Below are 22,167 nucleotides of genomic sequence, written 5' to 3'. Positions count from 1 at the left end.
CTCATTGCTCCACCCGAAAGCTGATTCCCCAGCGCATCAACCACGAAACGAAGTCATCGCGGATCGTTGAGCGCGGAAATGGGTACTCAATTTCATAGACGCCGTCGCTCTCCTCAATGCGGCCGACCAGTGGGCAATCATTGAAAGCGATCAGCTTGTCGCTCGTCGCGCCATCCAGATGCTGGTGGCTGTGCTCCATCAACGGTTGAGGAACGTCGCTCAGTTGGATGTAGCAGTGCGCGCTCATGCCCACACCAGTGGTTGAATGCCCAATGCGAGTCGCAACGCTTCCGGAATGTTGGTTTCGACAGTTTTTTCGTCGGCGACTGGTACGCCGCTGATCGGTCGCAAATGCTTGTCGGCGACGCATATTTCAGTCATAGACCTCGTGCCTTTGAGAACCCGTCCATCCCAACTGCGTATCTCACAAAATATCGGAGTCCGCGATTTGCAGTGCCATGTAGGATCACCCTCAAATAGCGGTCCAGCGCTGAGCACTTCGACGATTACTCCTTCATTCACGCAATCAGACGACAGATAAGCGAGATCACCCGGTTTGCAGTTCACGATTCCACCTCCGTCACATCCATCTCTTTCAATCCGCTCGCGAGGAACGGCGCCAGTGTTTTCCCGTTGTGGTTCAAGACAACCTCAACTCGATAGGTGCCGTCCGGGTTGCGGCACGAAGGACAAGCGAAGGCGAGGTATTGCGGCGGGCAGTTGATGTCGGCCTGGATATAAGATCCGAATCCCAGCCCCGAACGCACCGGGCCGTACAGCTTGAGTACGACTGTCTCGAAGTTGACCCATCCAGGAACCCAGCCCTTCCGGCGGGTGTAGTGCGATGGTTTTTTCAATCGCACGGTCAGACGCATTCGACCTCCGCCAATCCCATTTTTCGTTCGCGCACCGGCAGCCACAGTTCAAAGCCAGCGTCCCAAACATCGAACTTGACCTGCTTGGGCGTGCCTACCCGATTCTGATCAAGCCACTGGTGACACGGAGTGCAGCCCGGCAGGCTGAATTCGTTGTTGGCTTTGCGGCCTGCGCCTTTACCGTGGCGCGCCTGATTCGAATGACACGGCACGACGGACGGGTGCGACCAACCAAGGCTGCAGCACACGCCCGGCACGCGGAGATAGCACTCTTCGCCGCGGCATGCTGCAAGGTATTTCGAGCCTTCCGCGACGGTTGGCTTCTTGTGGCGCTGCTTGATCGTCGAGCGGCGAAGGCTGGTCGCACGGTCGGCCGTCTTAAAGGCAGAGCGCTTCATCGGAGATTTGCGCGCCCAGGTCATTTCTTCTTCCAGATCGTTATCGACTCGCCGACGATCGCCAACACGACGATGACGGCAAAGAGCCCCAGAAACCCGCCGATGATCGACATGATCACGTCCTCAAGCGTCACCTTTCCGCTGCGGATGCCTAGATACAAAGTCGAGAGGAAGCCAAGCGCATACCAAATGCAACAAAAAACAATGATCGAATGAGGCATCATTTGCCCTCCAATAACTCAGCGCCAGCGAACGCTTCAGCAACAGCGTCAGATCCGTCACGGGCTTCGCTGTCAGCCCAAAACCCGTCGTAAAGGTAGCCACCATCTGGGTGATTGACTCGGATATACCAAAGCGTGTCCGGCCCAGCGCGCTCCACCGAAACGTAATATCCGCGCCAGAATCCGGAGACGCTGTCGGGTTGCTGATCGAACTGCGCGCTGGCACGTAGGCGTTGAAGCGGCGTGCGGGTTTTCATGATTGCCTCTCCCGCTTCTGGATCTCGCGGTCGATATACCAGCGAGCCTTTTTCAGATCCTCGATTGCATTGGCCTTTAGGTCAGCGCGCCACACGTACTTCACGGCGTTGCCGAGATTGAAACCCATGTGTTCGGTGATCGTGATGCACTCAACGCCGCTTGGATGCTGGGTGTAGTGCGCCGGATGATTGACAGCGTCGGCATTGGCAAGCGCGACGTTCATGTGCATTTCGACTCTGCATTGCTCGTCAACAGAGCAGCCGACAGGGCAAAATCCGGATGGGGATGTTGGGCATTGACGTGCTTTGGTAACCATCAGGCAGCCCTCCCCGCATGCACCATTGCGTTGATCGCCGAGATGACGACTGGATCGGCGCGCGGCCACCATGTTGTGCGAGACTCATATCGCTTGTCAGCTTCGCGCTCGCGTTTTGCGATGCGGCGCCGTTCGGCTTCGGCTGGCGACAGGTTCACGTTCAATCCTTCGCCGATGACGTAAAGAAATTCCTTACTTTCCGCAGTTCTGGCACATATATGCATGGACTGACCATCGTCCGGCCATACCGCGTTACGCAATGCGTCGGAAACTGACTTGCGAGGAAGGTTCAGCGCATCGGCGATAGCGCGCGCAGTGCGCGGCGCGCCGTCTGACATCAAGATCAATATCCTCTCGCCCACCTTTGGAACCCGGATCCCAACCTCAACGCATTTCGTGGAGGCGCCGTGGTACGAGCGCCCAGGCAGCAGATTCATGTTCTTCTTCAGGCTTTTCCCTGACATGACGATGTCGCGCATCGTCTCCACTTCTTCTTTCGTCCAATTGCGGCTCACGCTGCCTCCTGAAATGCGTTTCCGGTATCGATGCGACGATGCACTTCTGCAATCGCCGCGAGAATCGTTGCTTTGGTCACGATCTCCATCTGCTGATCGTGTATTTCCATGGCGAGCCGGATCGCCGACATCCCGTCGCCGTCGAATGCCCACGTGCCGACACGCCGCGCACGGTCGCGCGTGCGCACCGCGCCGTCGAGCGCAGCCTTCATGATTTGGATTTGCTCAGCCCCGAAACCCATCTCAGCAAGCACGAGCGCGATGTTCAACGCGCAAACGACCGTCGACCAATGCTCTTCGGTGCCGCGCCCGTGCAGCATTTCGTCGAGCGCTACGTGATACGCGATACCGAGGTCAAGGGTTTGCGACACGGCCATCGGCGTGCGGCGCTCGAGCACGTCGATTCCGGCCGTGCGATTCACGAAGCGCTGGCGGTAGGCCTTGCGCGGTTTTTGGGAGCGGCTCATCAAATTTCCTTGATGGTGATGTCGTGCTTTTCGAGCATTTGCTTACGCTTTTGGATGTACGTGCGGTTCTTCCGCGTCGCTTCCGACTTCACATCCTCGACAACCAGCTTTCCATCGCGCACGTAGGTGAAGTCAGCGACGTACTTCGATGCACGCTCCCATTTGCCGTCGTCGCGCTGCTTACGAGCGGTCAACACGAATGGCACTTGCAACTTCAGGTCGCTGATCAGTCCGGCGGCCTGCTGCTGAACCAGGTGAAACCAATGCGACCTCTCCTTCTGGCTGTCGAACTTGATGCCTTCGTGCTCGCACTTCGTGTTGCGGTATTTCGCGGGCCGCTTTGCAGCGAGCGCGACCGGATGCTGACGAATCAATGACCGGTCAAAGGGGTCGGTCGGATCGTCGAGCGCGCTGCTTTGCGGCGGGTTTCCGTTCATCTCGTAGATCCGGCGCTGTGCGGTCGTCATCGACATCCGTGCCGTTTCCTCGCTCGCACGTGCATCTGACTCGCGCACTCGCGCGGTACCGACGTTCTTCGTACCGACCGGGACCACCATCGGCCAAGGCGTGCGCTTGCTCATGCCCACGTCTCCAAGCGCAAGCAATAAGAATTCGACTCCGCGTGCTCACTGCGATGAACCGTCACCAAGTTCTGCTCTTCGAGCGTCCTAATTGCTGCGTAGACCGTCATGAGCGATGTGCCGAGCTCGGCGGCAAGATCCGGGATCGAGACTGAACAAATTCCGTTCGTCGTTTCGGAGCGGCGCGCAAGAACGAGCAGCAATAGTTTCGGCGAAGGCTTGAGCCGTTTCGTCCATGCGACTTCAGTGAACGTCTTCATTGCTGCCTTTCCCATTTCGACGGATTGAATCGGCATGCCGAGATCCCGCTGATGAACTGCCAATCGGGCAGGTGCGCGCAGTTGCGAAAACCGCGGCTGTACATGCCAGCGTGGCCGGGCTCTTTCGTTGTGTACTTGCATGTTCCGCATGTGTTCATCTGGGCCTCAGAAAGGGATTTCGCTGTCATTCGTGCCATAGACTGTTCGGACCATGTCGTCGACCGTGCGCGCAGCCACCGATTGCAAAACCACAAACGTCTGACCCGGGTGCAGTCGCGCAAGACGCTCAGCTTCCGTGGTCGCTGCACCGACGGTGAAGTGCCGGTATTTCGGCGGTCGCTCCCCTTTCGGCGACCACACAAGCCAGAAAGGCGTTTCCTGTTCAATGCTCATGCGCACTCCGATTTTTCGATTGCGGCACGCACGCGCAACGCGATCGCCGGAACCGGCTCGTCGTCGCGGAATGCAATGCCCATGGATTTGGCTTTCGCCTTGATGCCGCTGGCAGTCTTGTGCCACTCGCCGGCCGCCTTCGTTCCGTCCGGGTTGCGCTTGACCGCCATCCGTCCGAGCACGTCGCTGAATCCCTTGGGGCTGATCAGCCAGTCCAGGCCAGCGTGCGGCGGCATGTCGACCTTCTCGCGGACTGCCGGGAAATACCGCTTCCAGAAGTCCGGGTCAGAAGGCCGCGCGCCGAGGAAAGCGCGGATCGCCCCAGCACGGGACTCGACAAAAACCGATGCATCGATGACGCCGATCTGCTCCCCAAGCGCCTCGTTGAAGGCCTGGATCACGGCACGTTCGGCGTCCGTGTATTGGCTTTGAATCTCGTCCGTCCAGCCGCCCGCGTTCAGCCAGGAGGCTGCGTGGGGGATGAACTTGGGGTTGCTCCACTGCTCCGAAGTCACGGCCCGCTCCAGTCCCATCATCAGGTCGCTTAGGAGTTGCTCGTTCGGGTTCAGCTTTGCAAACGCCTTCTCGGCTGTTGCGCGTGATTTTTTCTTCGGATACTTCGCCCAAAAAATCTCAAAGGTTTCGCGAAGCGAGACCGAAAGGTTTTCTTTTGGAGTTGTCTTTTGGTTATTTCTTTTGGAGTTGTCTTTTGTGGTTATCGTTTCAATAACCCCATCGTTATCGTTTTGATAACCCTCAGACATTGTTTCAATAACCCTTGGGTTATTGTTTTGATAACTCCACAGCTTCGAAGGATCGACCTTCGCCTTGCCGGTCCACTGCTGAAATGCCTTGTTGATCGCCAGACAGGCAGCGTGCTTGCCGGGCGTACGGATGATCACGTTCATCGACACCAGTTCGTCGATAGCCAGCGACATGTTCGCCTTAAACACACCGGTCTTCTCTTCAAGCTGCGACAGGCTGATCTCGTCGAATTTTTTGTTGAAGCCATACGTGAGGCGGATCAGGACCAGCATGACCTTGTACTGGCGCTTGCTCAGGTCAGCCAGCGCAAGGGCTTCGACGATGCCGTGAGCCACGCGCGTGAAGCCGTTCTCAAGCTGCACGGTGCGCGGCTGTTCTGGCATGTGGATGACGTCTGCGAGTGCCATTTCAGGCAGCCTCTCCCGTCACATGCGAAGAAACGATCGAATGGAGCTGGGCAAAGCGATCCACGTACCAATGCGGCTGCGTCTCGCGCGGGCTGTTCGGGTTTGTGATGTTCTTGCCGTACTTCAGGCCCGCCTCCGTCACCGACCAGAAGCGCTTTGTGCCGTTCACGGCGCGCTGAGAATTGCTCCGGCGAATTCGCTCCGCCTGCATACCTGCTTCCGCGAGCAAGCGGTTGTAGGTACGGGCGGAGATCGAAATTCCGTTAGCAGCAAGCAAGTCCGTGAGCGGCTTCGTATCCATCGAACTACCTGACGTCGAGTCGGACGCCGCATCAATGACATACGCCGGCAGAAACGTCGGCTCGAGGCCGTGGTTCTTCGCAATGTGCGCTAGCATCGCGACCTGGCTCGAAGGCGACGGTTTCAACAGCCGTGTGAAGCATTCGGCAATCGCAAGTTCGCCAGCCAGCTTCGTCGATTCGCTTACCTGGTGCCCATAGGAGCCGGTCTTTCTGACGGACGGCAGCACCTCTGCTACCACCCAGTCTTCGAACCGCTCGGCCGCCGGAAGCTTTGATCGCATGATGAGGCGATACACGTCGCGTTCAGGAATGACTTTCACGCGCTGCGATCCGCCCGCCGTAGGGGCGACTGAATCGGTTGCCCCTTTGCAGTGGTCACGAACCGCCTTATCCGGCACGGCGTATCCGAGAGCAGCAGCGACATCGCGCGCCACGAACATTGGTTCGCCGTCGACCACGACCACGCGCACCGCAGCGCCGTCGAAAACGAACGGGGTGATTTGGTTGCTCATCAGATTGCCCTTGCGAGTTCGGCGCAGTTGCGCACAGCGGTTTGGAGGCGTCGCTTCGCGTTATAAAAAGAACGCTTGGCGGCATGGAACGCGAGGAATTGTTTGCGAGTCGCGCGGCGAAACTTCTCGTCGCTTGTATCCAAGCGAACCTCGATGCGATTCTTTCTAATGAAGCGAGCGCAGGCGCCGCGATAGTCCAACTGCGCTTCGCGCATCGCCTGCTCGAACCGAAGGAACTCAGCAGCGCGCCGCGCGACTAGGTCCTTCGTCCAAACCGGGCTGACCTTGATGGTGTTCTTCATGGATACCTCAGTGACCGCACGGCAATGAGCCGTCGAGAGACTCGCGGGCGCCGCACGAAAGGCAGGTCCGCGGATAGTTCGGGTGACGCTTCAGCGCGTCCGCCGAGATGTCACGAATCACTTCCCGGGCCAATGGGCCGAGAAAGAAGCGTCCAGTGCACAGCAGGTCCAGCGCAGCACGGTCGATGACAGGAATATCGGTCGGCATGATTACTCCGCCATACCGCGCAGGCGCGCAGAGATGTTGAAAAGCACCTGCGCGTGTTTGTAGATCCGCGACTCAACGCGATCAACTTCCTTAATCTCGACGCGCCCGTCTTCGAGCGTCTTGCAGATTTCCTTGCCCACATCGCCGTGCGTGCTCCACGCCTCGCCCATCAACTCGACGATGGCGGAGTCGCAGCACTCTTCCACGCGCGGCGTCTGAACCATCGTGTAGCCGAGTTCGTTAGCGATAGCCTCGGCAATCCGCACATCGCCAGTGATCTGGGATATGCGTAGCGCTTCGGCCAACGTCAAATGGTGCGTGGTGTTGTTTGGGTTGACCTTGTTCCGAAGCATTGCGGGCGACATACCCAAGCGCGGCGCAAGCGATTCGGAGCCACCCGGGTAATCGTGGACAACTGCGTAAGCTGCATCGGTAATGTTCACTGCATCTCCAATCGAACGTTTTATTGCTGCGCTGCGGAACGTATATTTCGGTCAACAACAAAAACAAGACGGGTAAAACAAAAATGAAAACAACAAACCTGCGTGACGGAGACCGGCGGTTTAGTAGTCCTCAACGAGACCGGGCGAACCCGGCAGGAGGACCATCGTCGTCAGTTACTTCGCTACTGCTCCTGGCTTCGCTGTCGCCGCTTGCATCGCAAGTAGCTCGGTCGTCAGCGATTCACGAATCTCTTTCAGGCGAACCGGCGAAGCGCCATTTGCTGCGGCCGCCGCCATCGCATCTCGAATGCATTTCTTGTCCACACTCGATAGGCCATTCATGACTTTCCTTCCATCCGGATAACCCGGCGTACCGCAGCGGTGATCTCGCGCGTGATTCGCGCGGAATCCTGCTCAGCCGCTACTACCTTCACCTCTACGGAAACTGGCTTCACTACAGATTCCAAGAGAACAACCCGAGACTGAAGCGCACTGATTTGCGCTTGAAGCGAATTCAGGGTGCCGCGCAGAGTGGAATCAGACATCGAGCATCCTTTTTTAAATATTTCCTTGCGGTTCCGGCTCAGGCGCACTCCCAGGATGATTACGAATTACCCCTCCGTGCATTCCTTGCGGATCAATCTGGTCTTCTCGGAGCGACTCACCAGGACGGATGATCCGAATCGACCCATCTTTCCGCATGATCCAGCCGTCGCCGGTATCCCAACGAATGCGGCTGACGATCACGCGGTTGGGGGGGTTCATCCCACCAGCGCCAGGCTGATGCTGCTCAAGCCAGAAAAGAAGGTCTGCATACAGACCGCAGTAGATCCAATAGATGCGAGCACGAATTCGCTTCATGTCAGGCAGCCTCTGCTGTACGGGGTGTTTCGAGTTCAGGCCAGATCAAACGCCAATCGCTTGGCCGCATGTCTTTGCGAGTGACCGCGCGAAACGTCTCGCGCTCAATCGCAACGCACCGTTCAGGCGAGATCGAACTCAACCCGCTCGCGAGTTGAGACAGATATGACGGCGAAATTCCAAGGGCCGTCGCAAGCTTCGATGCGGTGCCTCGTGGTGCCGTCGCAATGTAGGTTTTCAGGTCCATGGCAGGAGTTTAGTTCACGCTAAACCGTGGGTCAAGTGAATACTAATTTAGAATTAACTAAACTTGCAACATGGACATTCAAGAAAATCGGCGGGCTCGCCTACGCGAGTGGCTGAAGGATCGCGCCGCGCCCGCAAAGGAAAAAAGCTACTTCTCGCAGTTGACGGGGGGTAACGCTTCGTTTGGCGAACGTGCCGCTCGGCGGATTGAGCGCGACTACGGCATGGGCGACGGCTACCTGGACAAACCTTCGTCAGATCAAGCGAATTCTGCGCCTATTGAATCGCCGAAAAGCGGCGACAAAAGCCTGTTATTCACAAAGATGGGGCGCGAACCTAGCGCTAAGCTTACGGACGGTCGATCGTTTGTGAACATCCGCCCCGTCTTGGAGTGGGACAACGAGTCCGAACTAGGCGAAGAGTACGTTTTGATCCCGAGACTAGATATAAAAGTGTCCGCCGGCAATGGCCGGATCGTCTGGGAAGTCGACGAGAAGGGCCAAAAACAGGCATTTCGCAAGTCATGGATTGCAAGGTTGGGTATCAACCCAGGCCAGGCAGCGACCGTCGTTGCGGACGGCTCGAGCATGGAGCCTCGCGTCATTGATGGCGACTCGCTCGTGGTTGACTACAAGGCAACGACGCTTATAGACGGCAAGGTGTATGTCCTTGCTTACCAGAATGAGGTGTACGTGAAACGGCTATTCAAGCGCCCAGGCGGCGGCTTGACTATACGTTCCGACAATCCGGATAAAGCGAGGTATCCGGATATGGAAGTGCTGCCTGCGGATGCGGAGCACGTAGAAATCATCGCCCGAGTGGTAGCAGTTAGCGGCGCAATGTAATCCAACACAATAAAAAGTGAGAAGGCCAATGGAACCGCGAGTGCAGCCAACGAAAGAAGAAATACGTTTGATGGTCGAAGAGAATTGGCGCCAGTTACTGACGTTTGGCGCGCAGGGGTCCCAAGCAATGGGTGCTGCCGTGGTAAAGCGATTCGATGAAAAGATCGAGAAGCAGGCCGCGACGCTTGATCCCGCCGGTTCAAAGGAATTTCTCGCGGCGGTCGAAGAAGAGCGCGACCGCTTGTTTGACGAGTATTCGAGTTCCCCTGATGCCCTAAAGAAACGTCTCGGCGTGAACGTTGCCGCGCCTGCGAGCCGCAATCATTCGAACAGGCAGGGTATGGGCGAGACGGTCGTAAAAACTGCCGTTCGGGCCTCCATCTGGGCCGCGATATTCGCGCTGTTCCGGTGACACACTCGCGCCCCAAAGTGACTGACGTTCAGTATTAGCCGGGCCCACGGATTGCCCGACGAACGGCTTCATTTTAGCCAGCGGTCGGACCAACATGAACCGCGCGCGGACGGTCAAGCACAAGCTTGAGAGGATCTGGGATCAAGGAATGGAAAAGCGGCTAGAGATCCTCCGGAAGACCGACCGGCGCGGCGACACGCTGATCGTCTTTGGGTTTGCAGTGCTGATGTTGGCTGTGCTTGCGGTGCTGGGAATTTTTGTTTGGGGATGAGTCTTGTCGTGGCACAGCAGATCGCTTCCCTCTAACGTTCAGTATCGCGATTTACCGCGCCGATCCCTTCGTTTGCCGACCAGCAGTGGGTTCTGTATTTGTTCGGTTGCCATCGTTGCGGGTCAATAGAAACGGTCGTAATCACAAAAAAGTGATAACCTTCGAAATGTGGCTCCTGAAAGCGTTCCAAAATCAAGCGGGGAAGTGCGACACAAAAGAAGCATATCAACGAGGATCCGATGACCTGCAAGCTGCGTTTGATGTCCAAATGGAGTTTTTGTGTACAAGACCGCGACAGGAATGGTCCCGGCCACAGGCAGCGAAGCTGAGGATAAAAAAAGGTTTTCGCGACTATTTCGAGGTTAGGATCTTTGCGGACCGCGCTCAACAAAGACCGATTGGATACTTCGGGCCTGAGAACAACGATTTCACATTCCTACTGTGGGCCGTTGAGAAAGGTGACAAGCTTTACCCCGAGGCGTGGCACTCAAAGTGCGACACGCGGCGAGAGAGTCTACATGCAGGCTCCGCCACTGCGGTGCCATGGTCCAGCGAACAGGAGTTATTAAATGGATAAGGACAAGCTGAGAAAGCTTCGTAAGAAGCCGTACCGGACCGCCTATGCCAAACATAAGACGTTGCAAGGGTTGGCGTTCCAGATCAAGGAGCTGCGCGTGGCGCGCGGCCTAACGCAGTCCCAACTGGCCGCAAAGCTGGGGCTGCGAGGCCAATCGGCAATTGCCCGTTATGAAGATCCGTCTTACGGGAAGATGTCACTTCAGACGCTTTTGCGTATTGCAGAGGTATTAGATGTTGCGCTGCTGACAAAATTTGTTGGCTATTCAAAGTTTATTTTTGAAACACACGACGTAAGTCCGACAGCCTTGTACGCACCATCTTTTGAAGATGAAGATGCGGTCGGCGAACTTGATCGTGTGCAAGCAGCCACCGCGAACATAGAATTTAAGAACGCCGCAATGATGGTTCTAACCGATCTAAGTTCGAGCCAAACGTACTACCCGGCCATCTCGGCAACCACTGTTGAATGGTCAATCCCATCAATCAATTTTGAGAAGCTTGGCGACACCTCCGCGAATCAATACACCACCGACGATCGCTATGCCGAAAACTGTTGAAGTTCGCCAAGACCAGATGAGGTACGACTTAACTCTTCCGGACCAAGTCAACGAGGTTTTCATCGACGGCATCACACAGATGAATATAGGCATTCCGATCACGAAATTGGTATGTCACACCGTGACGTCTCCAGCGATAAAACCCGGTGATGTGGAACAACGGCAAGCGAATCTCACGCTAACCATCCCCACGTTGGCGTTGTATCAATTTCTTCACGGCCTTCTCGGAAACCTGGTCACTGACGAAGGAAAGAAGCAGCTTCTGACGGGCGCCGATGTAATAAACAAGTCTCTCATCACCGCGATCGAGAACTTCTCTGCCAACCCATCCAGCATTAAAAAATCGAACTAAGAAGTTTGCTTCGACACGACACAACCAGACTCCCAGTTCTGGGGGTTTTTGCTGTGTGTGCAATTCTAAATCGCACCATCGGCCTGAAAATTGCATTCCTCAGAGCGTTGGGCGCATGCCCGGCGATTCCGAGGATAGAAATGCGTCAGACATTTACAAAGCCACGGTACATCCGACGTAGCGCGAGACGGTCGGCGAATGAGTCTACAACCAGCGTGCGGTTGATGGAGCGGTCTTTGAGTCCACTGCTCCATGAGATGAAATTGAGGGAAGAACGAACGTCCTGGCACGATTTCATCATCGCGGCGGGCGCAGCATTGGTCGCAGCAGCGCTCGTGGTTATGTTTGCGCTCATCTGGACCCTGCAGCCGGCTATCTGATCTCTTTTGGATGATCTGCGCGCACAAGGTTTGTGGGTCCCAGGCCTGAAGCAGCTTGCTTGGCGCGTATGATGAGGGTGCCGTGTTCTCAGCGCGGCAGATCACCAAAGTACCTTGCGCCCGCCCTTTTCGGCGGGTGTTTTTTTGGTCGCCAGTGGTTTCGACTCGGGCCGCTACGCAATATCGGTCTCGATGGACGCAGGCCATCCCCGCTTCTTTCAAATTTTTCAATTTCTGACAGTTTTTGTTGTTGCTTTGCGCAATCATCTTCGATTCCGTTGCGCAGGAGCTTCTATGCACGCTGTCCCAGTCCTTTATAAGGATCACACCTTGAAACCGCTGGCAGTCGGTTCGCCCGGCAGCTACGCCGCAATGGTTATCGTGACGACTCCCGCTGGCGCCCAGTGGGCATCCGGCATCCTCGGCTACTTCGAGACCGAACAAAAAGCCTGCCAATTTGCGATTCGGTACGGCGAGTGGGAAGCCGATGGCAGAAAGCGCGCTGCTCCTAAGACTGACGGCCGATTCACGTCTTAAAAATCACCTCCGCGCTACTGATGTAAATCCCTACTTTGTTTCGTGTTCTTGACTAAACATAATTAACAGACAAAAACACGGTCCGGGGCGCGTCATGTACGACTTGATCGACGAGGAACTCACCCATATCGAGACGATCGTCCGGCGGTGGCGGCCTGAGATCGAAGCGAGTTCGATACTCCCGCCCGCCTACTGGCGCGAGAAGCTCTACACATTGATCTGCGCGAATCATCTAACGCGCGCACAGTTCCAGCGCGCTGATGCAGCACTGGCCCTCCTCAACTGCTACTGCCAGACGTCAGCGTCCGCGAACGACGCGTCGCCCGAGGCTGAGACAGATCCAGCGCACCGCCAAGCATGATTTCGCATATGCATTGAATCCGAGGCGCGACAACGCAAGCGCCACCTGTGCTGTTTGTACTGAATTCGAACGTTGCGCGCGGATTGTTCTGATGTTAACTTGAAAGCTGAATTACAAAACCTTTCCGGGGACCATCAGAATGAAAAAAACACTCCTTCCGCTCTTGGCGGCTTTGTCACTGGCTGCGTGCGGCGGTGGCGGCGACGGCCCCGCGAAAGCGGCGCCCGTAATGTCGATCCAATACTATGGTGCGCCCATGCCGCAAGCCAGCGGCGGTGCGACGGCCAAAGCGGCCGTAGCTGCCGCAGCATCCGACGCCGGCGCCTCCGAAACAGTAACCACGCTGACGCAAGCGCTCGCCGCACAAGGCGTTACGGCGGCCGTGACACCAGTCACGATGTCCGCAACCGCCCTGCACGACCTGGTCATGAGTGTGAATGGTGGCGTGCGTCCGACCAACGACCAACTGACGGTTAAGCCGACTGGCTATGCCGTGGTGAACTTCCAACTCGACGATATGGTGACCAGCCGGGATGATCCAAAACAGGTTGCCGCGCTCGAGCAATTCCAATCCGACCTAACGACCTTCATCTTCCAACAGGATCTCGCGGCAAAGCAGACGTTCATCCTGACACCTATACCGACCTGCGATCAACCGCCAGGACATGCCGCGTCGGACGGTCTTATTCAGGCGGAAAACAACGCTACTGCAACTGCCTTCGCATACGTCGTGGGTACTGTCGATCGTGGAATCGTGACTGATGCGAACGGCGTAACGACCGATCCATACCTCATTGCGCACATGGGAGCAGACTGCCGGACGCCAGATTCGACAATTGTGGACGTGTGGACAAACTCGGCCGCCTCGCGCATGGCGGTGAATTTTAAAGCGGGCCTCGACGGCTTACAGTGACGCTTAAGTAACGCCCCGCTAGATCACGCCCGCACCTCGCGGGCTTTTTTTTCAACCATTCCACGCTAAAACCAAGGCTGTTACAAATTTCGTCAGAACGAAGTTTAGTTTTCGCTTGACTAAAGGTTTAGTGTTCACTAATATTCGTCTCATGCACTGACGGACACCGCCGAGAACCAAACAACGGGATGCACAGTAAGGCGTGCCGGAACATCCTAAGGCGAGCCAGAAATAATCGTGACTGCGCAAAACATGACATGGATTGTTTGCAGGGCTATGGGTCGTAGGGCTTATAGCGGTGCAAATCGCAAACACGGCGGCGCACGACTTGGCTTGGCTAGGTGGGGCATGGCTAGACTGGATTGCGCATGGCAAAGCGAGGCAACGGTTTGTTCGTAGGGCTTTGGCTTCGAGCCAAAGCGGTGCGAATAGCGCTAACACCGTTAGGACGGGCAGGGTCGGGCTGGTTTCGGCATGGCTAGGCGCGGCGCGGCAAGACAAGACAAGGGCTGTTTGTAGGGATTAGGCAAAAGCCTAATCGGTGCAAATAGCACTCGGCCGGATACGGCGTGACTTGACAAGAATCGGTTTGGCCCATCCTGGTTGGGCTCGGCAGCACGGGTCTTGGCATGGCTGAGCGAGGCAACGCAAGATTTTTAACCAATTCGGAGTACTGACGCATGAAAACAGCAATTGCAACAATCAAGGGTGTATCGCCCTACTCGCAATCGAAGCACTACAGCACGGAAAAGCTTCCGAAAGAACTGGCGAAGGACTACGAGGCGCGCACCTGGCGCGACCGCCTCCACGCTGGCGAAGATGGCACGGTGTTCATTCCGCCGATGTCGTTCAAGAACTGCCTGAGCGAAGCGGCAAAGTTTCTCTCGATTCAAATTCCTGGCAAGGGAAAGGCCACTTTCACGAAACACATTGAGGCCGGCGTTTTGGTAACGGACGCCCTGCAGCTCAACATCAAAAAAGAGGACGTTGCGGGCGAATGGTTGTTTGTTCCTGCGGATGGCGTGCGCGGGTCTGGAAAGCGCGTCGAGAAGTGTTTCCCCGTGATCCACCAGTGGGGTGGCGACGTGACGTTTCACGTGCTAGACGAAACGGTGACCGAAGACGTATTTCGGCACATTCTTGAGCAGGCAGGAGCATTCATTGGACTTGGCCGGTTCCGGCCGCGTAACAACGGGTTTTATGGGCGGTTCAAGGTTGAAGGCCTGAAGTGGAAATGATTTTTTAGGCGGCTCCCGGCTCGGCACGGTGTGGCAAGACCGGATGAGACCTGGCGCGGCGATGCAAGACGAGGATTCACCTAAAGGAACGAAATGAGCAATCAACCTGATTTCAAGCTTAGTGCGGATAGCGCCGCACTCGTCGCAGAACTTCGTAAGGCGGTGGTCGGAAACACAGTGAGTTACGAAACGCTTTCGCAAATAATCGGTCGAGACGTACAAAGCGCTGCCAGCGGTGCGCTGCAATCCGCGCGGCACGTGGTGCAACGCGAGTTCCGGATGGTGTTTTCAACGATTCGCGGCTCTGGGCTCAAGCGCCTTAACGATTCAGACATCGTCGACCTTAGCGACAAAGCACGTGAGCATGCACGGCGCCACGCAAAACGCACAGCTCGAAAGCTGATTTGTGTCGATTACGACGCGCTGCCGAAGGAAAAGCAGACCAAACACAACGCTGCTCTCTCGATGTTCGGCGTGCTTGCAGAGATAGCTACGGACAAAGCGCAAAGCCGGCTGGAAAAACGCATTGAGGATGTCGGCAAGCAATTGCCTGGCGCGAAAGCAGCGATGGAAGCTCTCGGGGGGATAGCGTGAAAAATTCAGAACTGATCATAGCGCTCTGTGATGCATCCACAGCGCTACACAAAGCAACTCAGACGATTGATAACGTAGTAAATCGACTGTCGCTCGCTCGGTTTGAGGATGAACTGGCAGCTTTCGCGGCGGCAGGTAATTTGGCTAGCGCGCCCGTCGGCATGTTTGATGCAGTCTCTAGAGATGGTGCCGGCGTTAGTCCAGACGCAATCAAACAGATGGTTCAAGGTCTGGAAGATACGGAATGAACCGCGCAGTGAGTGAAACGGAATACAACGCCGCGCAAGCAATCTATAGCGCAGTTCTCGTCTTGTCGGTGGTTGCGATGCTGACAACGGTAATCGTGGCAAAACTGGGAGGGATTTTGTGATGGACACGCCGCGCAAGAATGAAGACTTGAAAAACTGGCCGGACACGCTCACTGCGGAAGAACGCCTCCAGGCTCGCAACGAAGGAAAGCGCCAGAAGTGGCTTGCCACGCTGGGAACGAAGTGGCTCGGCCACCCGCAGTACGACGGCCACTACACCCCCGAGTTGCACGTTCGGGCCGCTCGCTAACCGCTGAACCCGAAAAAGCTCACCATCATGAATATCATTCATTTAGTACTACTTGCTTGGGCATTTGCAGCGACTGCGGTGATTTTGTTTATCTACGGCGCAGCGATTGATGACGGCGGCCACAAAGCACGGCGCGAAGCGGAACAGCGCGATGCCTGGACTGACCGGATTGCGTCGGGGCAGTGAAGATCGAAACCGCTTCGGCGGTCCGGCGTTAGAGACGCCGCTGACGAGATCGTATCTAACTAATTATTCGAGGAGTTCCAACATGTTTCGCAAAGCAATTGCAGTAGCAGCATTCGCAGTCGTGTTTGTCGGTCACGCCCAGGCGGCTGACTCGTTTGGCATCTCGGGCGGTTTTGGCTCGTCGTCCAGCACGACTGGCGGTTCGACGGCATCAAGCGGCGTGAACGATTCCGGCTATTCGGCGCAGTCGTCGTTCTCGCAAGGCTACGGCTTGGCCGCTGGCGGCACTGCTCTCGGTGGTTTCTCAACGGGTCCGGCAATTGGCGCAGGCAGCGTATCGGGCAGCTATACGCAATCCGGCGCGAACTCGGTGTCGACGGGTTACGTCTCTGGTGGTGGGTACGGCAGCACGAAGGCTGGCGCCGGCACGGACGTTTCGGGCTACGGCTACAGCAACGTCGCCGGTTCTTACAGCTTCTAAACGAAAAGCCCTTACGTGCCTAGGAACACGTAAGGGCCCATACAACCCACGCTGCGAGGAGCGTCACCATGAAACACAGCATCACGGCAGTTGCCATCTTATTCGGAGTTGTCGGCCATGCGCAAGCTGATTCGACGTCTTCCGCGCAGCAGTCAAGCCAATCGCAGTCCGTTGCCCAAGGGCAGATCAACTTCAGCACGTCGCCTGCCGATCAGCATCTGTCGGAAACCGTGCGAAATGTGTCCGCGCCGATTCTCGGTGCTTATGCGTCCTCCTTCAGCCAGATGAATTGCTCGAGCACGACCCAGGGCGGCATCGCCTTCGCAGGTTTCAGCGCTGGCGGTGGTTCGAGCAAAGACAGCGCAACGTGCGTGCTTGAAGTTGCGGCCGCCGAGCTCACGCGTCAGGCGACGGTTGATCCCGTCAATCACGACGCGCTTGTCCGCGCTGCAATCGGCGTGCGTTGCCAACTGACTCCCGAGGTCTACAACGCCATGCGCGACGCGGGTTTCGACTGCAAGCGCAAGCCTGCAGCGTTCGTATCACGAACCGACGACCAGCCCGCGAGCACGCGTGTAGCAGGCAACTAAACGCCCCAATTATTTAATCGGAATCGAAATGACCAAAGCCAAATCAAAACCGACAAGTCTCGTGCTCCGCACGTGCGCCGCCGACATGTCATCGCAAAACAACTTCGTCTGGCCGCAAGTCGGAGAGGTCGCTGAAGCGCCTGATTGGCGCAATGACAAAGAATGCGGCCACGGTTTGCATGGATGGCTCTTCGGTCATGGCGATCATGGTTGCAGCAGCTATCTCGACAGCACATCGAAATGGCTAGTAGTCGAGGTCGAGTCGGATTCGATCGTGATGCTTGGAGGTAAATGCAAATTTCCGCGCGGGAAGGTCTTGTTTGTTGGCGATAAAAAGGACGCAACGGATTTTCTTCTCGCGAATGAGCCGCGTGCTCGTGATGTTGCAGTGATTGGCGCGCAACTGACCGTTGGTAACCAGCAGACCGTAATCGTCGGCGCCCTTGGCACGGCCACGGCCGGCGACAGAGGCACGGCCACGGCCGGCTACAGCGGCACGGCCACGGCCGGCTACAGCGGCACGGCCACGGCCGGCTACAGCGGCACGGCCACGGCCGGCGCCCTTGGCACGGCCACGGCCGGCGACAGAGGCACGGCCACGGCCGGCGCCCTTGGCACGGCCACGGCCGGCGACAGAGGCACGGCCACGGCCGGCTACAGCGGCACGGCCACGGCCGGCGCCCTTGGCACGGCCACGGCCGGCGACAGAGGCACGGCCACGGCCGGCTACAGAGGCGAAATTCGGGTTCGTTGGTATGACGACAAGAACGATCGCTATCGCACAGTGATCGGTTATGTCGGCGAAGACGGCATCGAAGCGAACGTCGCCTATCGCTTGGACGACAACCATAAGTTCACCAAGGCCTAACTGATCAACCGCGCCGCGGCTGCATCGCGCGCTAACCACTGAGGAAAAATCATGCGTTTATCTGCAAATGCCGTGCGCCTCGCGTATTCATTCGCCGCCAAGAGCGACGTTCGTTATTACCTCCAGGGCGTTCACGTCGAACCGCATCCGAACGGCGGCGCTGCGATCACTGGATGTGACGGTCACCGCGTCTTGCAGGTTCACGATCGCGATGCGATTGACGTCGAAACAATGGTGATTGGGCTTGATGAGTCGGCACGCGCGGCGCTGAAGAAAGGCAAGTACGTTAAGACCGAATTTGAGCCGAAGAAACTTGCCATTTTGAACGGCGATGAGCTGCCGATCTATTTGCAGTGGACCGACTACCGAGTCGTGGGCAACTACCCAGACGTGAAGACCATTCTCGGTGAGCGCGAATCGTGGATTGAAGGCATCTCCGGCACGTTCAACGTCAACTATATCGCCGACGCCACGATTGCCGCTGCGAAAGCCGTAGGCGGGAAAAAGATTCGGTCGTATGTCGGCGTGTCGTTTTACAGCAAAAAATCCGAGCGCCCGGGTGATGAGGCCTACAGCAAGGTTCTTTTCATCGTTGAAGGCGAAACGCCGGCGTGGGGCTGTGTCATGAGCATGCGCGGCGATGGCTCAGACGTTCTGAAGATCGCATTCCCAGAATCCGAAGCCGCCTGATCTCCCACCCCATGCCGCGCACTACTGGCGGCACACCCTATCTTTGAGGCATGTGATGCTGAAGCATTTCAACCTGAACACCGAAGGACGCGACTTTGCGGTCGGCGACATCCACGGCTGTTTCGCCAAGCTCGAGGCGAAGATGGCTGAAGTCGAATTCAACCCGGCGACCGACCGCATGTTCAGTGTTGGTGATCTGGTTGACCGCGGCACGGAATCCGATCGCGCACTCGAGTTCCTAGCCAAACCGTGGTTTCACGCAGTGCGCGGCAATCACGAACAGATGGCGATCGACTGGGCGAACGGCTTACAAGATGTGCACAACTACAACGCCAACGGCGGTGGCTGGAACATCACGAACCCACCGCATGTGCGCCAGCAATACGCCGATGCATTCTCAGCTATGCCTCTCGGTATCGAGGTTGATCTGCCTGGCGGCCTTGTCGGCATAGTCCACGCCGATTGCCCGCACGCAACGTGGGATGACTTCCGCGCGGCAGTTGCCGACGGTTCGCAGATTGAGGCGATCGGGAACATGGCGATGTCGAGCCGCGACCGCGCCTCGCACGAGCGCGATGATGGAGTCGAAGGCGTCTTTGCGCTGGTCGTCGGTCACACGCCCATGCAGCGCATGACCAGCCTCGGCAACGTCCTGTTTATCGACACTGGCGCTGTGTTCAATAGAGATCTGACGGTCATCAACATGACGGAGATGTTCGGGTGTTCCTAGATGCATACGCGCGCGCCGCGATCAAAGCGCTCTATGCGTTCCTGGCAGCAGCCGTGCCGACAGACGTTTTGATCTACGCGTTGCTTACCGCTGTCATGGAACTGGTGAACAAGCGATCAGGATTGCCCGTCACGATGCGGGTGGGCGATGTGCAAATTAGACGGAGTGGGAAATGACTGAACGAAAAGCTTGTTCCGCATTGCGTGGTGATGCGTGCTTCAACGGTTTTATGGTGAGCGGTGCATGTCACGGAACCGATGGAACGCCGATGTGTATGAAAGAGGAAGTTTGCGCGCACGTGTTTGCAAACCTTGGCGGAATCCCGCGAGTTGTATATGACGCGCTGCACGGCCCAGAAGCCGTTAAAGCCATAGACGCATAAGGACCACCATGACCGAACAAAAAATTGATAGCTGGGCGGTGACTGTGAATGTCAACAATGAAGACGTGTTGACCATCGGACATAGCCATGTATCTGGAATCGCCGACTTCGATGACGTTGCGCCCATTGTCCGCACTTGTGCTGCGCATCTCCTGTCGTTTATCGGTGAAGGCCCGGACCACGTAGGCAACCACATAGCGATGTCGTGCGCCATCCTGCAAGCTGCCACTCGCGACACGGCAAGTGCTGATGCGGTAGATGCGCAGCGGTATCGGTGGTTATTGGATCACCCTGAGCACGTGGAGTACGGCGATTTCTACGATCGAACGTGGCTCGGTCCCATGGCGACCGTTTCAGACGCAATCGATGCGGCTATCGCTGCCAGCGCGCCGAAGAAGACCAATGAGTACAAATACGAACAGCTTGTTCCTGGAAACGGCTGGATTGAAATTAGCGAAAATGGGTACAGGGCAGCAATTTGCGACCCCAAGGCAAAAATCCGAATCGCCCCGAAGGGAGATGGAAATGACTGAGTGCCCGTTGCAATGCAAAACAGAGTGCAAAGCAGAATTGCATGGATGCGCAAGCGAATGCCAATCGTTAAAAACTCGTCGCGCAATTGCCGCCCGCGCCACGCCAGCGGACCAAGCGCCCTGCAACCATAACTACGTGCACGGCCAGTGTAAGAAATGCGGTTGTATAAGCGCAACGGAGTGAATGATGAAGCTGACAAACGGTATGGACAGAGCCCATTTCCATGACAAGGCATGGGCCTTATATCAGGCAAAGGCGCTTGATGACGCGAAGTTGCCGAAGATGAGTATCTACGCAATCCGCACCCTCTGGGATGTGCTTTACGACAGCATGCCCGCCAACGAACGCGCCACGCCAGCGGACCATAGCCTCTCCTTGACAGACAAGCAGTTGATGATTTTGAACAACTCATCTTTCCGTCTGTATGCAAAGGGTGAAAAACGCGCTTCTCTCAAACTGGATGCGGTTATTGCTGAGCTTTCCATTCCGGAAAATCTAACGCAAAAGCTCAGCCACATTGACAAGCAAGGGTATGCCCATATGAAGGTGAGCGATGATACAAAAGGACCGCGAGGCGTTGATGACGCTGCTGGACGGGATAGAAGCGTGCCTAGGACTGGCGATCAAAATGATCCAGAACTATCGCCGGGACAATGCGCTATCGAGGAAGCAATTGGAAAGCTCCACACCGCCAAGTCACCGTTGGCCGATAAAGAAAATGTAGCTGCATTGATTCAATCGGCAATCGATAAGCTCAACTGGATCAGCGCAAATCCGGAATCGTTTAGCGCCACGCCAGTGGACCATAGCGTGCCAGTGGCGATTCCTGAAGGATGGCAATTGGTTCCGAAGCGTGCTGACGACGCCATGAAGCTCGCAGCGTGGAAGCTATGGTCTTCGCTCGGAGATGCTCAACATCAAGTATGGGTAGCCATGCTTGCCGCCGCACCCCAACCCCCGCAAAAGGATGCAGACCATATCGAGGCGCGTCTCGATAAGCCCGCTCAAGTTGGTAACGGTCGATTTGGTGTTGGGGTGAAATGGTCTACGGTAATCGGTGCAGCGCAACGTCACCACGATTACATGAATACGCCTGAGAAAGAGCGTGATCGTATTGCAATGGGCAAGGAGTTCTTCGAACGCTTCGGCGAGCCTCAAGCCCCGCAATCCGATGCGCAGAGCGTGCGGGATGCGGTAAGCGTGCCGCCCGATGTTATGGCTGCGTTGAACCGGATGTGCTCCCCGTTGCACGAATCGTGGTTGACGGGCGTTACTGCACAAGAAGACGCAAGGTGCATGAAGCTGATTCGAGATTATGTTTTGGCGGGACGTAGCGTGCAGTGTGAATTGGTGAGTGGCGATGAGAAAGCAGAAGAGATCGAGGAGTGCTGCGAGATACTTTCAAGCTTGATCAGCAATATCGAAACGGACGGCCTTTACTCTGCCGAGGCGATGTGCACTTTCCTTCGGCAAGCGTTGCAATGCCTGAAGTCAGCACCGCCACAGAAACCAGTAAGCGATGAGGTGAGGCCATGATGGAACGAGTCGTCGGCGGGTTCTCGCTCTGGCCCGAAGAGCGCCCGGAATTGTGCAACAAAGGAATCGAGCGATGCGGCGAGGCGCGCTGCGTTGCGTGTGACGGCGGCGATTGGGATGTGGTCGAGTGCTCCAAGTGCGGCAAGCAAAAGAAGGTCCGCTGCACGTTCGATGACGACTTCGCGTGATAGCGAGTATCCCGCTCTACGCGGGGAGAGGGAGATTTATGACCGTAACTGCATA

General features: G+C 56.6%; 46 protein-coding genes. 25 read left to right on the top strand and 21 right to left on the bottom strand.

Going from position 1 to position 22,167, the window contains the following annotated elements:
• Position 1 precedes the first annotated feature (1 nt).
• The 21 genes from ACRWA7_RS23655 to ACRWA7_RS23555 form a co-directional block, all read right to left on the bottom strand.
• A complete protein-coding gene (locus ACRWA7_RS23655; RefSeq protein WP_438396454.1) occupies positions 2–247 on the bottom strand; it encodes a phage portal protein in 246 nt (81 codons plus the stop codon).
• Complete coding sequence (locus ACRWA7_RS23650; protein ID WP_438396452.1) at positions 244–567, bottom strand: hypothetical protein; 324 nt, start codon at positions 565–567, stop codon at positions 244–246. The genes ACRWA7_RS23655 and ACRWA7_RS23650 overlap by 4 nt, the downstream gene beginning before the upstream one ends.
• Positions 564–875: a hypothetical protein gene (locus tag ACRWA7_RS23645; RefSeq protein WP_438396451.1), complete on the bottom strand. Its 312-nt coding sequence runs from the start codon at positions 873–875 to the stop codon at positions 564–566. The genes ACRWA7_RS23650 and ACRWA7_RS23645 overlap by 4 nt, the downstream gene beginning before the upstream one ends.
• The gene (locus ACRWA7_RS23640; RefSeq protein WP_438396762.1) at positions 866–1,273 is read right to left on the bottom strand and encodes a hypothetical protein; all 408 of its coding nucleotides are present in this window, start codon (positions 1,271–1,273) and stop codon (positions 866–868) included. Before ACRWA7_RS23640 ends, ACRWA7_RS23645 begins: the two co-directional genes overlap by 10 nt.
• A gap of 20 nt (positions 1,274–1,293) precedes the next feature.
• Complete coding sequence (locus tag ACRWA7_RS23635) at positions 1,294–1,494, bottom strand: hypothetical protein (protein ID WP_438396449.1); 201 nt, start codon at positions 1,492–1,494, stop codon at positions 1,294–1,296.
• On the bottom strand, positions 1,494–1,751 hold the full coding sequence (locus ACRWA7_RS23630) for a hypothetical protein (protein ID WP_438396448.1): 258 nt from the start codon (positions 1,749–1,751) through the stop codon (positions 1,494–1,496). The genes ACRWA7_RS23635 and ACRWA7_RS23630 overlap by 1 nt, the downstream gene beginning before the upstream one ends.
• The gene (locus ACRWA7_RS23625) at positions 1,748–1,975 is read right to left on the bottom strand and encodes a DUF3310 domain-containing protein (RefSeq protein WP_438396446.1); all 228 of its coding nucleotides are present in this window, start codon (positions 1,973–1,975) and stop codon (positions 1,748–1,750) included. Before ACRWA7_RS23625 ends, ACRWA7_RS23630 begins: the two co-directional genes overlap by 4 nt.
• A 92-nt stretch (positions 1,976–2,067) precedes the next feature.
• Entirely contained in the window at positions 2,068–2,583 is a 516-nt protein-coding gene (locus ACRWA7_RS23620; RefSeq protein ID WP_438396445.1) for a hypothetical protein, read from the bottom strand.
• A complete protein-coding gene (locus tag ACRWA7_RS23615; protein ID WP_438396443.1) occupies positions 2,580–3,050 on the bottom strand; it encodes a hypothetical protein in 471 nt (156 codons plus the stop codon). The genes ACRWA7_RS23620 and ACRWA7_RS23615 overlap by 4 nt, the downstream gene beginning before the upstream one ends.
• Entirely contained in the window at positions 3,050–3,631 is a 582-nt protein-coding gene (locus tag ACRWA7_RS23610; protein WP_438396442.1) for a DUF1064 domain-containing protein, read from the bottom strand. Before ACRWA7_RS23610 ends, ACRWA7_RS23615 begins: the two co-directional genes overlap by 1 nt.
• The gene (locus ACRWA7_RS23605) at positions 3,628–3,927 is read right to left on the bottom strand and encodes a helix-turn-helix domain-containing protein (RefSeq protein ID WP_438396441.1); all 300 of its coding nucleotides are present in this window, start codon (positions 3,925–3,927) and stop codon (positions 3,628–3,630) included. The genes ACRWA7_RS23610 and ACRWA7_RS23605 overlap by 4 nt, the downstream gene beginning before the upstream one ends.
• Positions 3,928–4,056: 129 nt before the next feature.
• Positions 4,057–4,284, bottom strand: coding sequence for a hypothetical protein (locus ACRWA7_RS23600; protein WP_438396439.1), 228 nt, complete (start codon positions 4,282–4,284; stop codon positions 4,057–4,059).
• Complete coding sequence (locus ACRWA7_RS23595) at positions 4,281–5,456, bottom strand: replication protein (protein ID WP_438396437.1); 1,176 nt, start codon at positions 5,454–5,456, stop codon at positions 4,281–4,283. The genes ACRWA7_RS23600 and ACRWA7_RS23595 overlap by 4 nt, the downstream gene beginning before the upstream one ends.
• Before the next feature lies 1 nt (position 5,457).
• On the bottom strand, positions 5,458–6,270 hold the full coding sequence (locus tag ACRWA7_RS23590; RefSeq protein WP_438396435.1) for a BRO-N domain-containing protein: 813 nt from the start codon (positions 6,268–6,270) through the stop codon (positions 5,458–5,460).
• The gene (locus ACRWA7_RS23585) at positions 6,270–6,572 is read right to left on the bottom strand and encodes a hypothetical protein (RefSeq protein WP_438396434.1); all 303 of its coding nucleotides are present in this window, start codon (positions 6,570–6,572) and stop codon (positions 6,270–6,272) included. Before ACRWA7_RS23585 ends, ACRWA7_RS23590 begins: the two co-directional genes overlap by 1 nt.
• 7 nt (positions 6,573–6,579) lie before the next feature.
• Positions 6,580–6,780 carry a hypothetical protein gene (locus ACRWA7_RS23580; RefSeq protein ID WP_438396432.1) on the bottom strand — a complete coding sequence of 67 codons (201 nt, stop codon included), beginning with the start codon at positions 6,778–6,780 and terminating at the stop codon, positions 6,580–6,582.
• Between the two features lie 2 nt (positions 6,781–6,782).
• Positions 6,783–7,223 (bottom strand): phage regulatory CII family protein, encoded by a 441-nt coding sequence (locus tag ACRWA7_RS23575; RefSeq protein ID WP_438396431.1) that lies wholly within the window; start codon positions 7,221–7,223, stop codon positions 6,783–6,785.
• Positions 7,224–7,397: 174 nt separating this feature from the next.
• Positions 7,398–7,565: a hypothetical protein gene (locus ACRWA7_RS23570; RefSeq protein ID WP_438396429.1), complete on the bottom strand. Its 168-nt coding sequence runs from the start codon at positions 7,563–7,565 to the stop codon at positions 7,398–7,400.
• Positions 7,562–7,768 carry a hypothetical protein gene (locus ACRWA7_RS23565; protein WP_438396427.1) on the bottom strand — a complete coding sequence of 69 codons (207 nt, stop codon included), beginning with the start codon at positions 7,766–7,768 and terminating at the stop codon, positions 7,562–7,564. Before ACRWA7_RS23565 ends, ACRWA7_RS23570 begins: the two co-directional genes overlap by 4 nt.
• Positions 7,769–7,781: 13 nt before the next feature.
• Positions 7,782–8,084: a hypothetical protein gene (locus tag ACRWA7_RS23560; RefSeq protein ID WP_438396426.1), complete on the bottom strand. Its 303-nt coding sequence runs from the start codon at positions 8,082–8,084 to the stop codon at positions 7,782–7,784.
• Position 8,085: 1 nt separating this feature from the next.
• Positions 8,086–8,331, bottom strand: a complete 246-nt coding sequence (locus ACRWA7_RS23555; protein WP_438396424.1) for a transcriptional regulator — start codon at positions 8,329–8,331, stop codon at positions 8,086–8,088.
• A gap of 70 nt (positions 8,332–8,401) precedes the next feature.
• On the opposite strand from ACRWA7_RS23555, the gene ACRWA7_RS23550 reads away from it, so the two are divergent.
• The 25 genes from ACRWA7_RS23550 (at position 8,402) to ACRWA7_RS23430 (ending at position 22,112) form a co-directional block, all read left to right on the top strand.
• Positions 8,402–9,175 carry a S24 family peptidase gene (locus ACRWA7_RS23550; RefSeq protein ID WP_438396422.1) on the top strand — a complete coding sequence of 258 codons (774 nt, stop codon included), beginning with the start codon at positions 8,402–8,404 and terminating at the stop codon, positions 9,173–9,175.
• 70 nt (positions 9,176–9,245) lie between these two features.
• Positions 9,246–9,587 (top strand): hypothetical protein, encoded by a 342-nt coding sequence (locus tag ACRWA7_RS23545; RefSeq protein ID WP_438396421.1) that lies wholly within the window; start codon positions 9,246–9,248, stop codon positions 9,585–9,587.
• A gap of 94 nt (positions 9,588–9,681) precedes the next feature.
• Positions 9,682–9,858: a hypothetical protein gene (locus ACRWA7_RS23540; RefSeq protein WP_438396419.1), complete on the top strand. Its 177-nt coding sequence runs from the start codon at positions 9,682–9,684 to the stop codon at positions 9,856–9,858.
• 569 nt (positions 9,859–10,427) lie between these two features.
• Positions 10,428–10,994, top strand: a complete 567-nt coding sequence (locus ACRWA7_RS23535; RefSeq protein WP_438391117.1) for a helix-turn-helix domain-containing protein — start codon at positions 10,428–10,430, stop codon at positions 10,992–10,994.
• Entirely contained in the window at positions 10,978–11,346 is a 369-nt protein-coding gene (locus ACRWA7_RS23530; RefSeq protein ID WP_438391118.1) for a hypothetical protein, read from the top strand. Before ACRWA7_RS23535 ends, ACRWA7_RS23530 begins: the two co-directional genes overlap by 17 nt.
• Positions 11,347–11,582: 236 nt before the next feature.
• Positions 11,583–11,726, top strand: a complete 144-nt coding sequence (locus ACRWA7_RS23525; RefSeq protein ID WP_438396418.1) for a hypothetical protein — start codon at positions 11,583–11,585, stop codon at positions 11,724–11,726.
• A gap of 114 nt (positions 11,727–11,840) precedes the next feature.
• The gene (locus ACRWA7_RS23520; protein WP_438396417.1) at positions 11,841–12,263 is read left to right on the top strand and encodes a hypothetical protein; all 423 of its coding nucleotides are present in this window, start codon (positions 11,841–11,843) and stop codon (positions 12,261–12,263) included.
• Positions 12,264–12,357: 94 nt separating this feature from the next.
• A complete protein-coding gene (locus ACRWA7_RS23515; RefSeq protein WP_438396415.1) occupies positions 12,358–12,624 on the top strand; it encodes a hypothetical protein in 267 nt (88 codons plus the stop codon).
• A gap of 139 nt (positions 12,625–12,763) precedes the next feature.
• Positions 12,764–13,537 (top strand): hypothetical protein, encoded by a 774-nt coding sequence (locus ACRWA7_RS23510; RefSeq protein ID WP_438396413.1) that lies wholly within the window; start codon positions 12,764–12,766, stop codon positions 13,535–13,537.
• Between the two features lie 680 nt (positions 13,538–14,217).
• Positions 14,218–14,775, top strand: a complete 558-nt coding sequence (locus tag ACRWA7_RS23505; RefSeq protein WP_438396411.1) for a hypothetical protein — start codon at positions 14,218–14,220, stop codon at positions 14,773–14,775.
• Positions 14,776–14,868: 93 nt separating this feature from the next.
• Positions 14,869–15,369 carry a hypothetical protein gene (locus ACRWA7_RS23500; RefSeq protein ID WP_438396410.1) on the top strand — a complete coding sequence of 167 codons (501 nt, stop codon included), beginning with the start codon at positions 14,869–14,871 and terminating at the stop codon, positions 15,367–15,369.
• A complete protein-coding gene (locus ACRWA7_RS23495; RefSeq protein ID WP_438396408.1) occupies positions 15,366–15,617 on the top strand; it encodes a hypothetical protein in 252 nt (83 codons plus the stop codon). Before ACRWA7_RS23500 ends, ACRWA7_RS23495 begins: the two co-directional genes overlap by 4 nt.
• On the top strand, positions 15,614–15,739 hold the full coding sequence (locus tag ACRWA7_RS23490; RefSeq protein ID WP_438396407.1) for a hypothetical protein: 126 nt from the start codon (positions 15,614–15,616) through the stop codon (positions 15,737–15,739). Before ACRWA7_RS23495 ends, ACRWA7_RS23490 begins: the two co-directional genes overlap by 4 nt.
• Positions 15,736–15,927 carry a hypothetical protein gene (locus tag ACRWA7_RS23485; protein WP_438396405.1) on the top strand — a complete coding sequence of 64 codons (192 nt, stop codon included), beginning with the start codon at positions 15,736–15,738 and terminating at the stop codon, positions 15,925–15,927. Before ACRWA7_RS23490 ends, ACRWA7_RS23485 begins: the two co-directional genes overlap by 4 nt.
• A gap of 27 nt (positions 15,928–15,954) precedes the next feature.
• On the top strand, positions 15,955–16,113 hold the full coding sequence (locus ACRWA7_RS23480; protein ID WP_438396404.1) for a hypothetical protein: 159 nt from the start codon (positions 15,955–15,957) through the stop codon (positions 16,111–16,113).
• Positions 16,114–16,195: 82 nt separating this feature from the next.
• Positions 16,196–16,594 (top strand): hypothetical protein, encoded by a 399-nt coding sequence (locus ACRWA7_RS23475; RefSeq protein WP_438396403.1) that lies wholly within the window; start codon positions 16,196–16,198, stop codon positions 16,592–16,594.
• A gap of 68 nt (positions 16,595–16,662) precedes the next feature.
• Positions 16,663–17,184 (top strand): hypothetical protein, encoded by a 522-nt coding sequence (locus tag ACRWA7_RS23470; protein WP_438396401.1) that lies wholly within the window; start codon positions 16,663–16,665, stop codon positions 17,182–17,184.
• A gap of 28 nt (positions 17,185–17,212) precedes the next feature.
• On the top strand, positions 17,213–18,052 hold the full coding sequence (locus ACRWA7_RS23465) for a DUF7666 domain-containing protein (protein WP_438396400.1): 840 nt from the start codon (positions 17,213–17,215) through the stop codon (positions 18,050–18,052).
• 51 nt (positions 18,053–18,103) lie between these two features.
• Positions 18,104–18,742, top strand: coding sequence for a hypothetical protein (locus tag ACRWA7_RS23460; protein WP_438396398.1), 639 nt, complete (start codon positions 18,104–18,106; stop codon positions 18,740–18,742).
• Between the two features lie 55 nt (positions 18,743–18,797).
• Positions 18,798–19,472: a metallophosphoesterase gene (locus tag ACRWA7_RS23455; protein ID WP_438396396.1), complete on the top strand. Its 675-nt coding sequence runs from the start codon at positions 18,798–18,800 to the stop codon at positions 19,470–19,472.
• Positions 19,463–19,648: a hypothetical protein gene (locus ACRWA7_RS23450; RefSeq protein WP_438396394.1), complete on the top strand. Its 186-nt coding sequence runs from the start codon at positions 19,463–19,465 to the stop codon at positions 19,646–19,648. Before ACRWA7_RS23455 ends, ACRWA7_RS23450 begins: the two co-directional genes overlap by 10 nt.
• Complete coding sequence (locus ACRWA7_RS23445; protein ID WP_438396393.1) at positions 19,645–19,854, top strand: hypothetical protein; 210 nt, start codon at positions 19,645–19,647, stop codon at positions 19,852–19,854. The genes ACRWA7_RS23450 and ACRWA7_RS23445 overlap by 4 nt, the downstream gene beginning before the upstream one ends.
• An 8-nt stretch (positions 19,855–19,862) precedes the next feature.
• Positions 19,863–20,387, top strand: coding sequence for a hypothetical protein (locus tag ACRWA7_RS23440; RefSeq protein WP_438396392.1), 525 nt, complete (start codon positions 19,863–19,865; stop codon positions 20,385–20,387).
• 187 nt (positions 20,388–20,574) lie between these two features.
• Entirely contained in the window at positions 20,575–21,924 is a 1,350-nt protein-coding gene (locus tag ACRWA7_RS23435) for a hypothetical protein (protein WP_438396390.1), read from the top strand.
• A complete protein-coding gene (locus ACRWA7_RS23430; protein WP_438396389.1) occupies positions 21,921–22,112 on the top strand; it encodes a hypothetical protein in 192 nt (63 codons plus the stop codon). Before ACRWA7_RS23435 ends, ACRWA7_RS23430 begins: the two co-directional genes overlap by 4 nt.
• The last annotated feature ends 55 nt before the right edge of the window (positions 22,113–22,167 follow it).

The sequence above is a fragment of the Caballeronia sp. DA-9 genome (assembly GCF_051615025.1).
Classification (GTDB): domain Bacteria; phylum Pseudomonadota; class Gammaproteobacteria; order Burkholderiales; family Burkholderiaceae; genus Caballeronia; species Caballeronia sordidicola.
The sequence above is the reverse complement of the archived record's forward strand: the minus strand, read 5'-3'. Positions and strand labels throughout refer to the sequence as shown.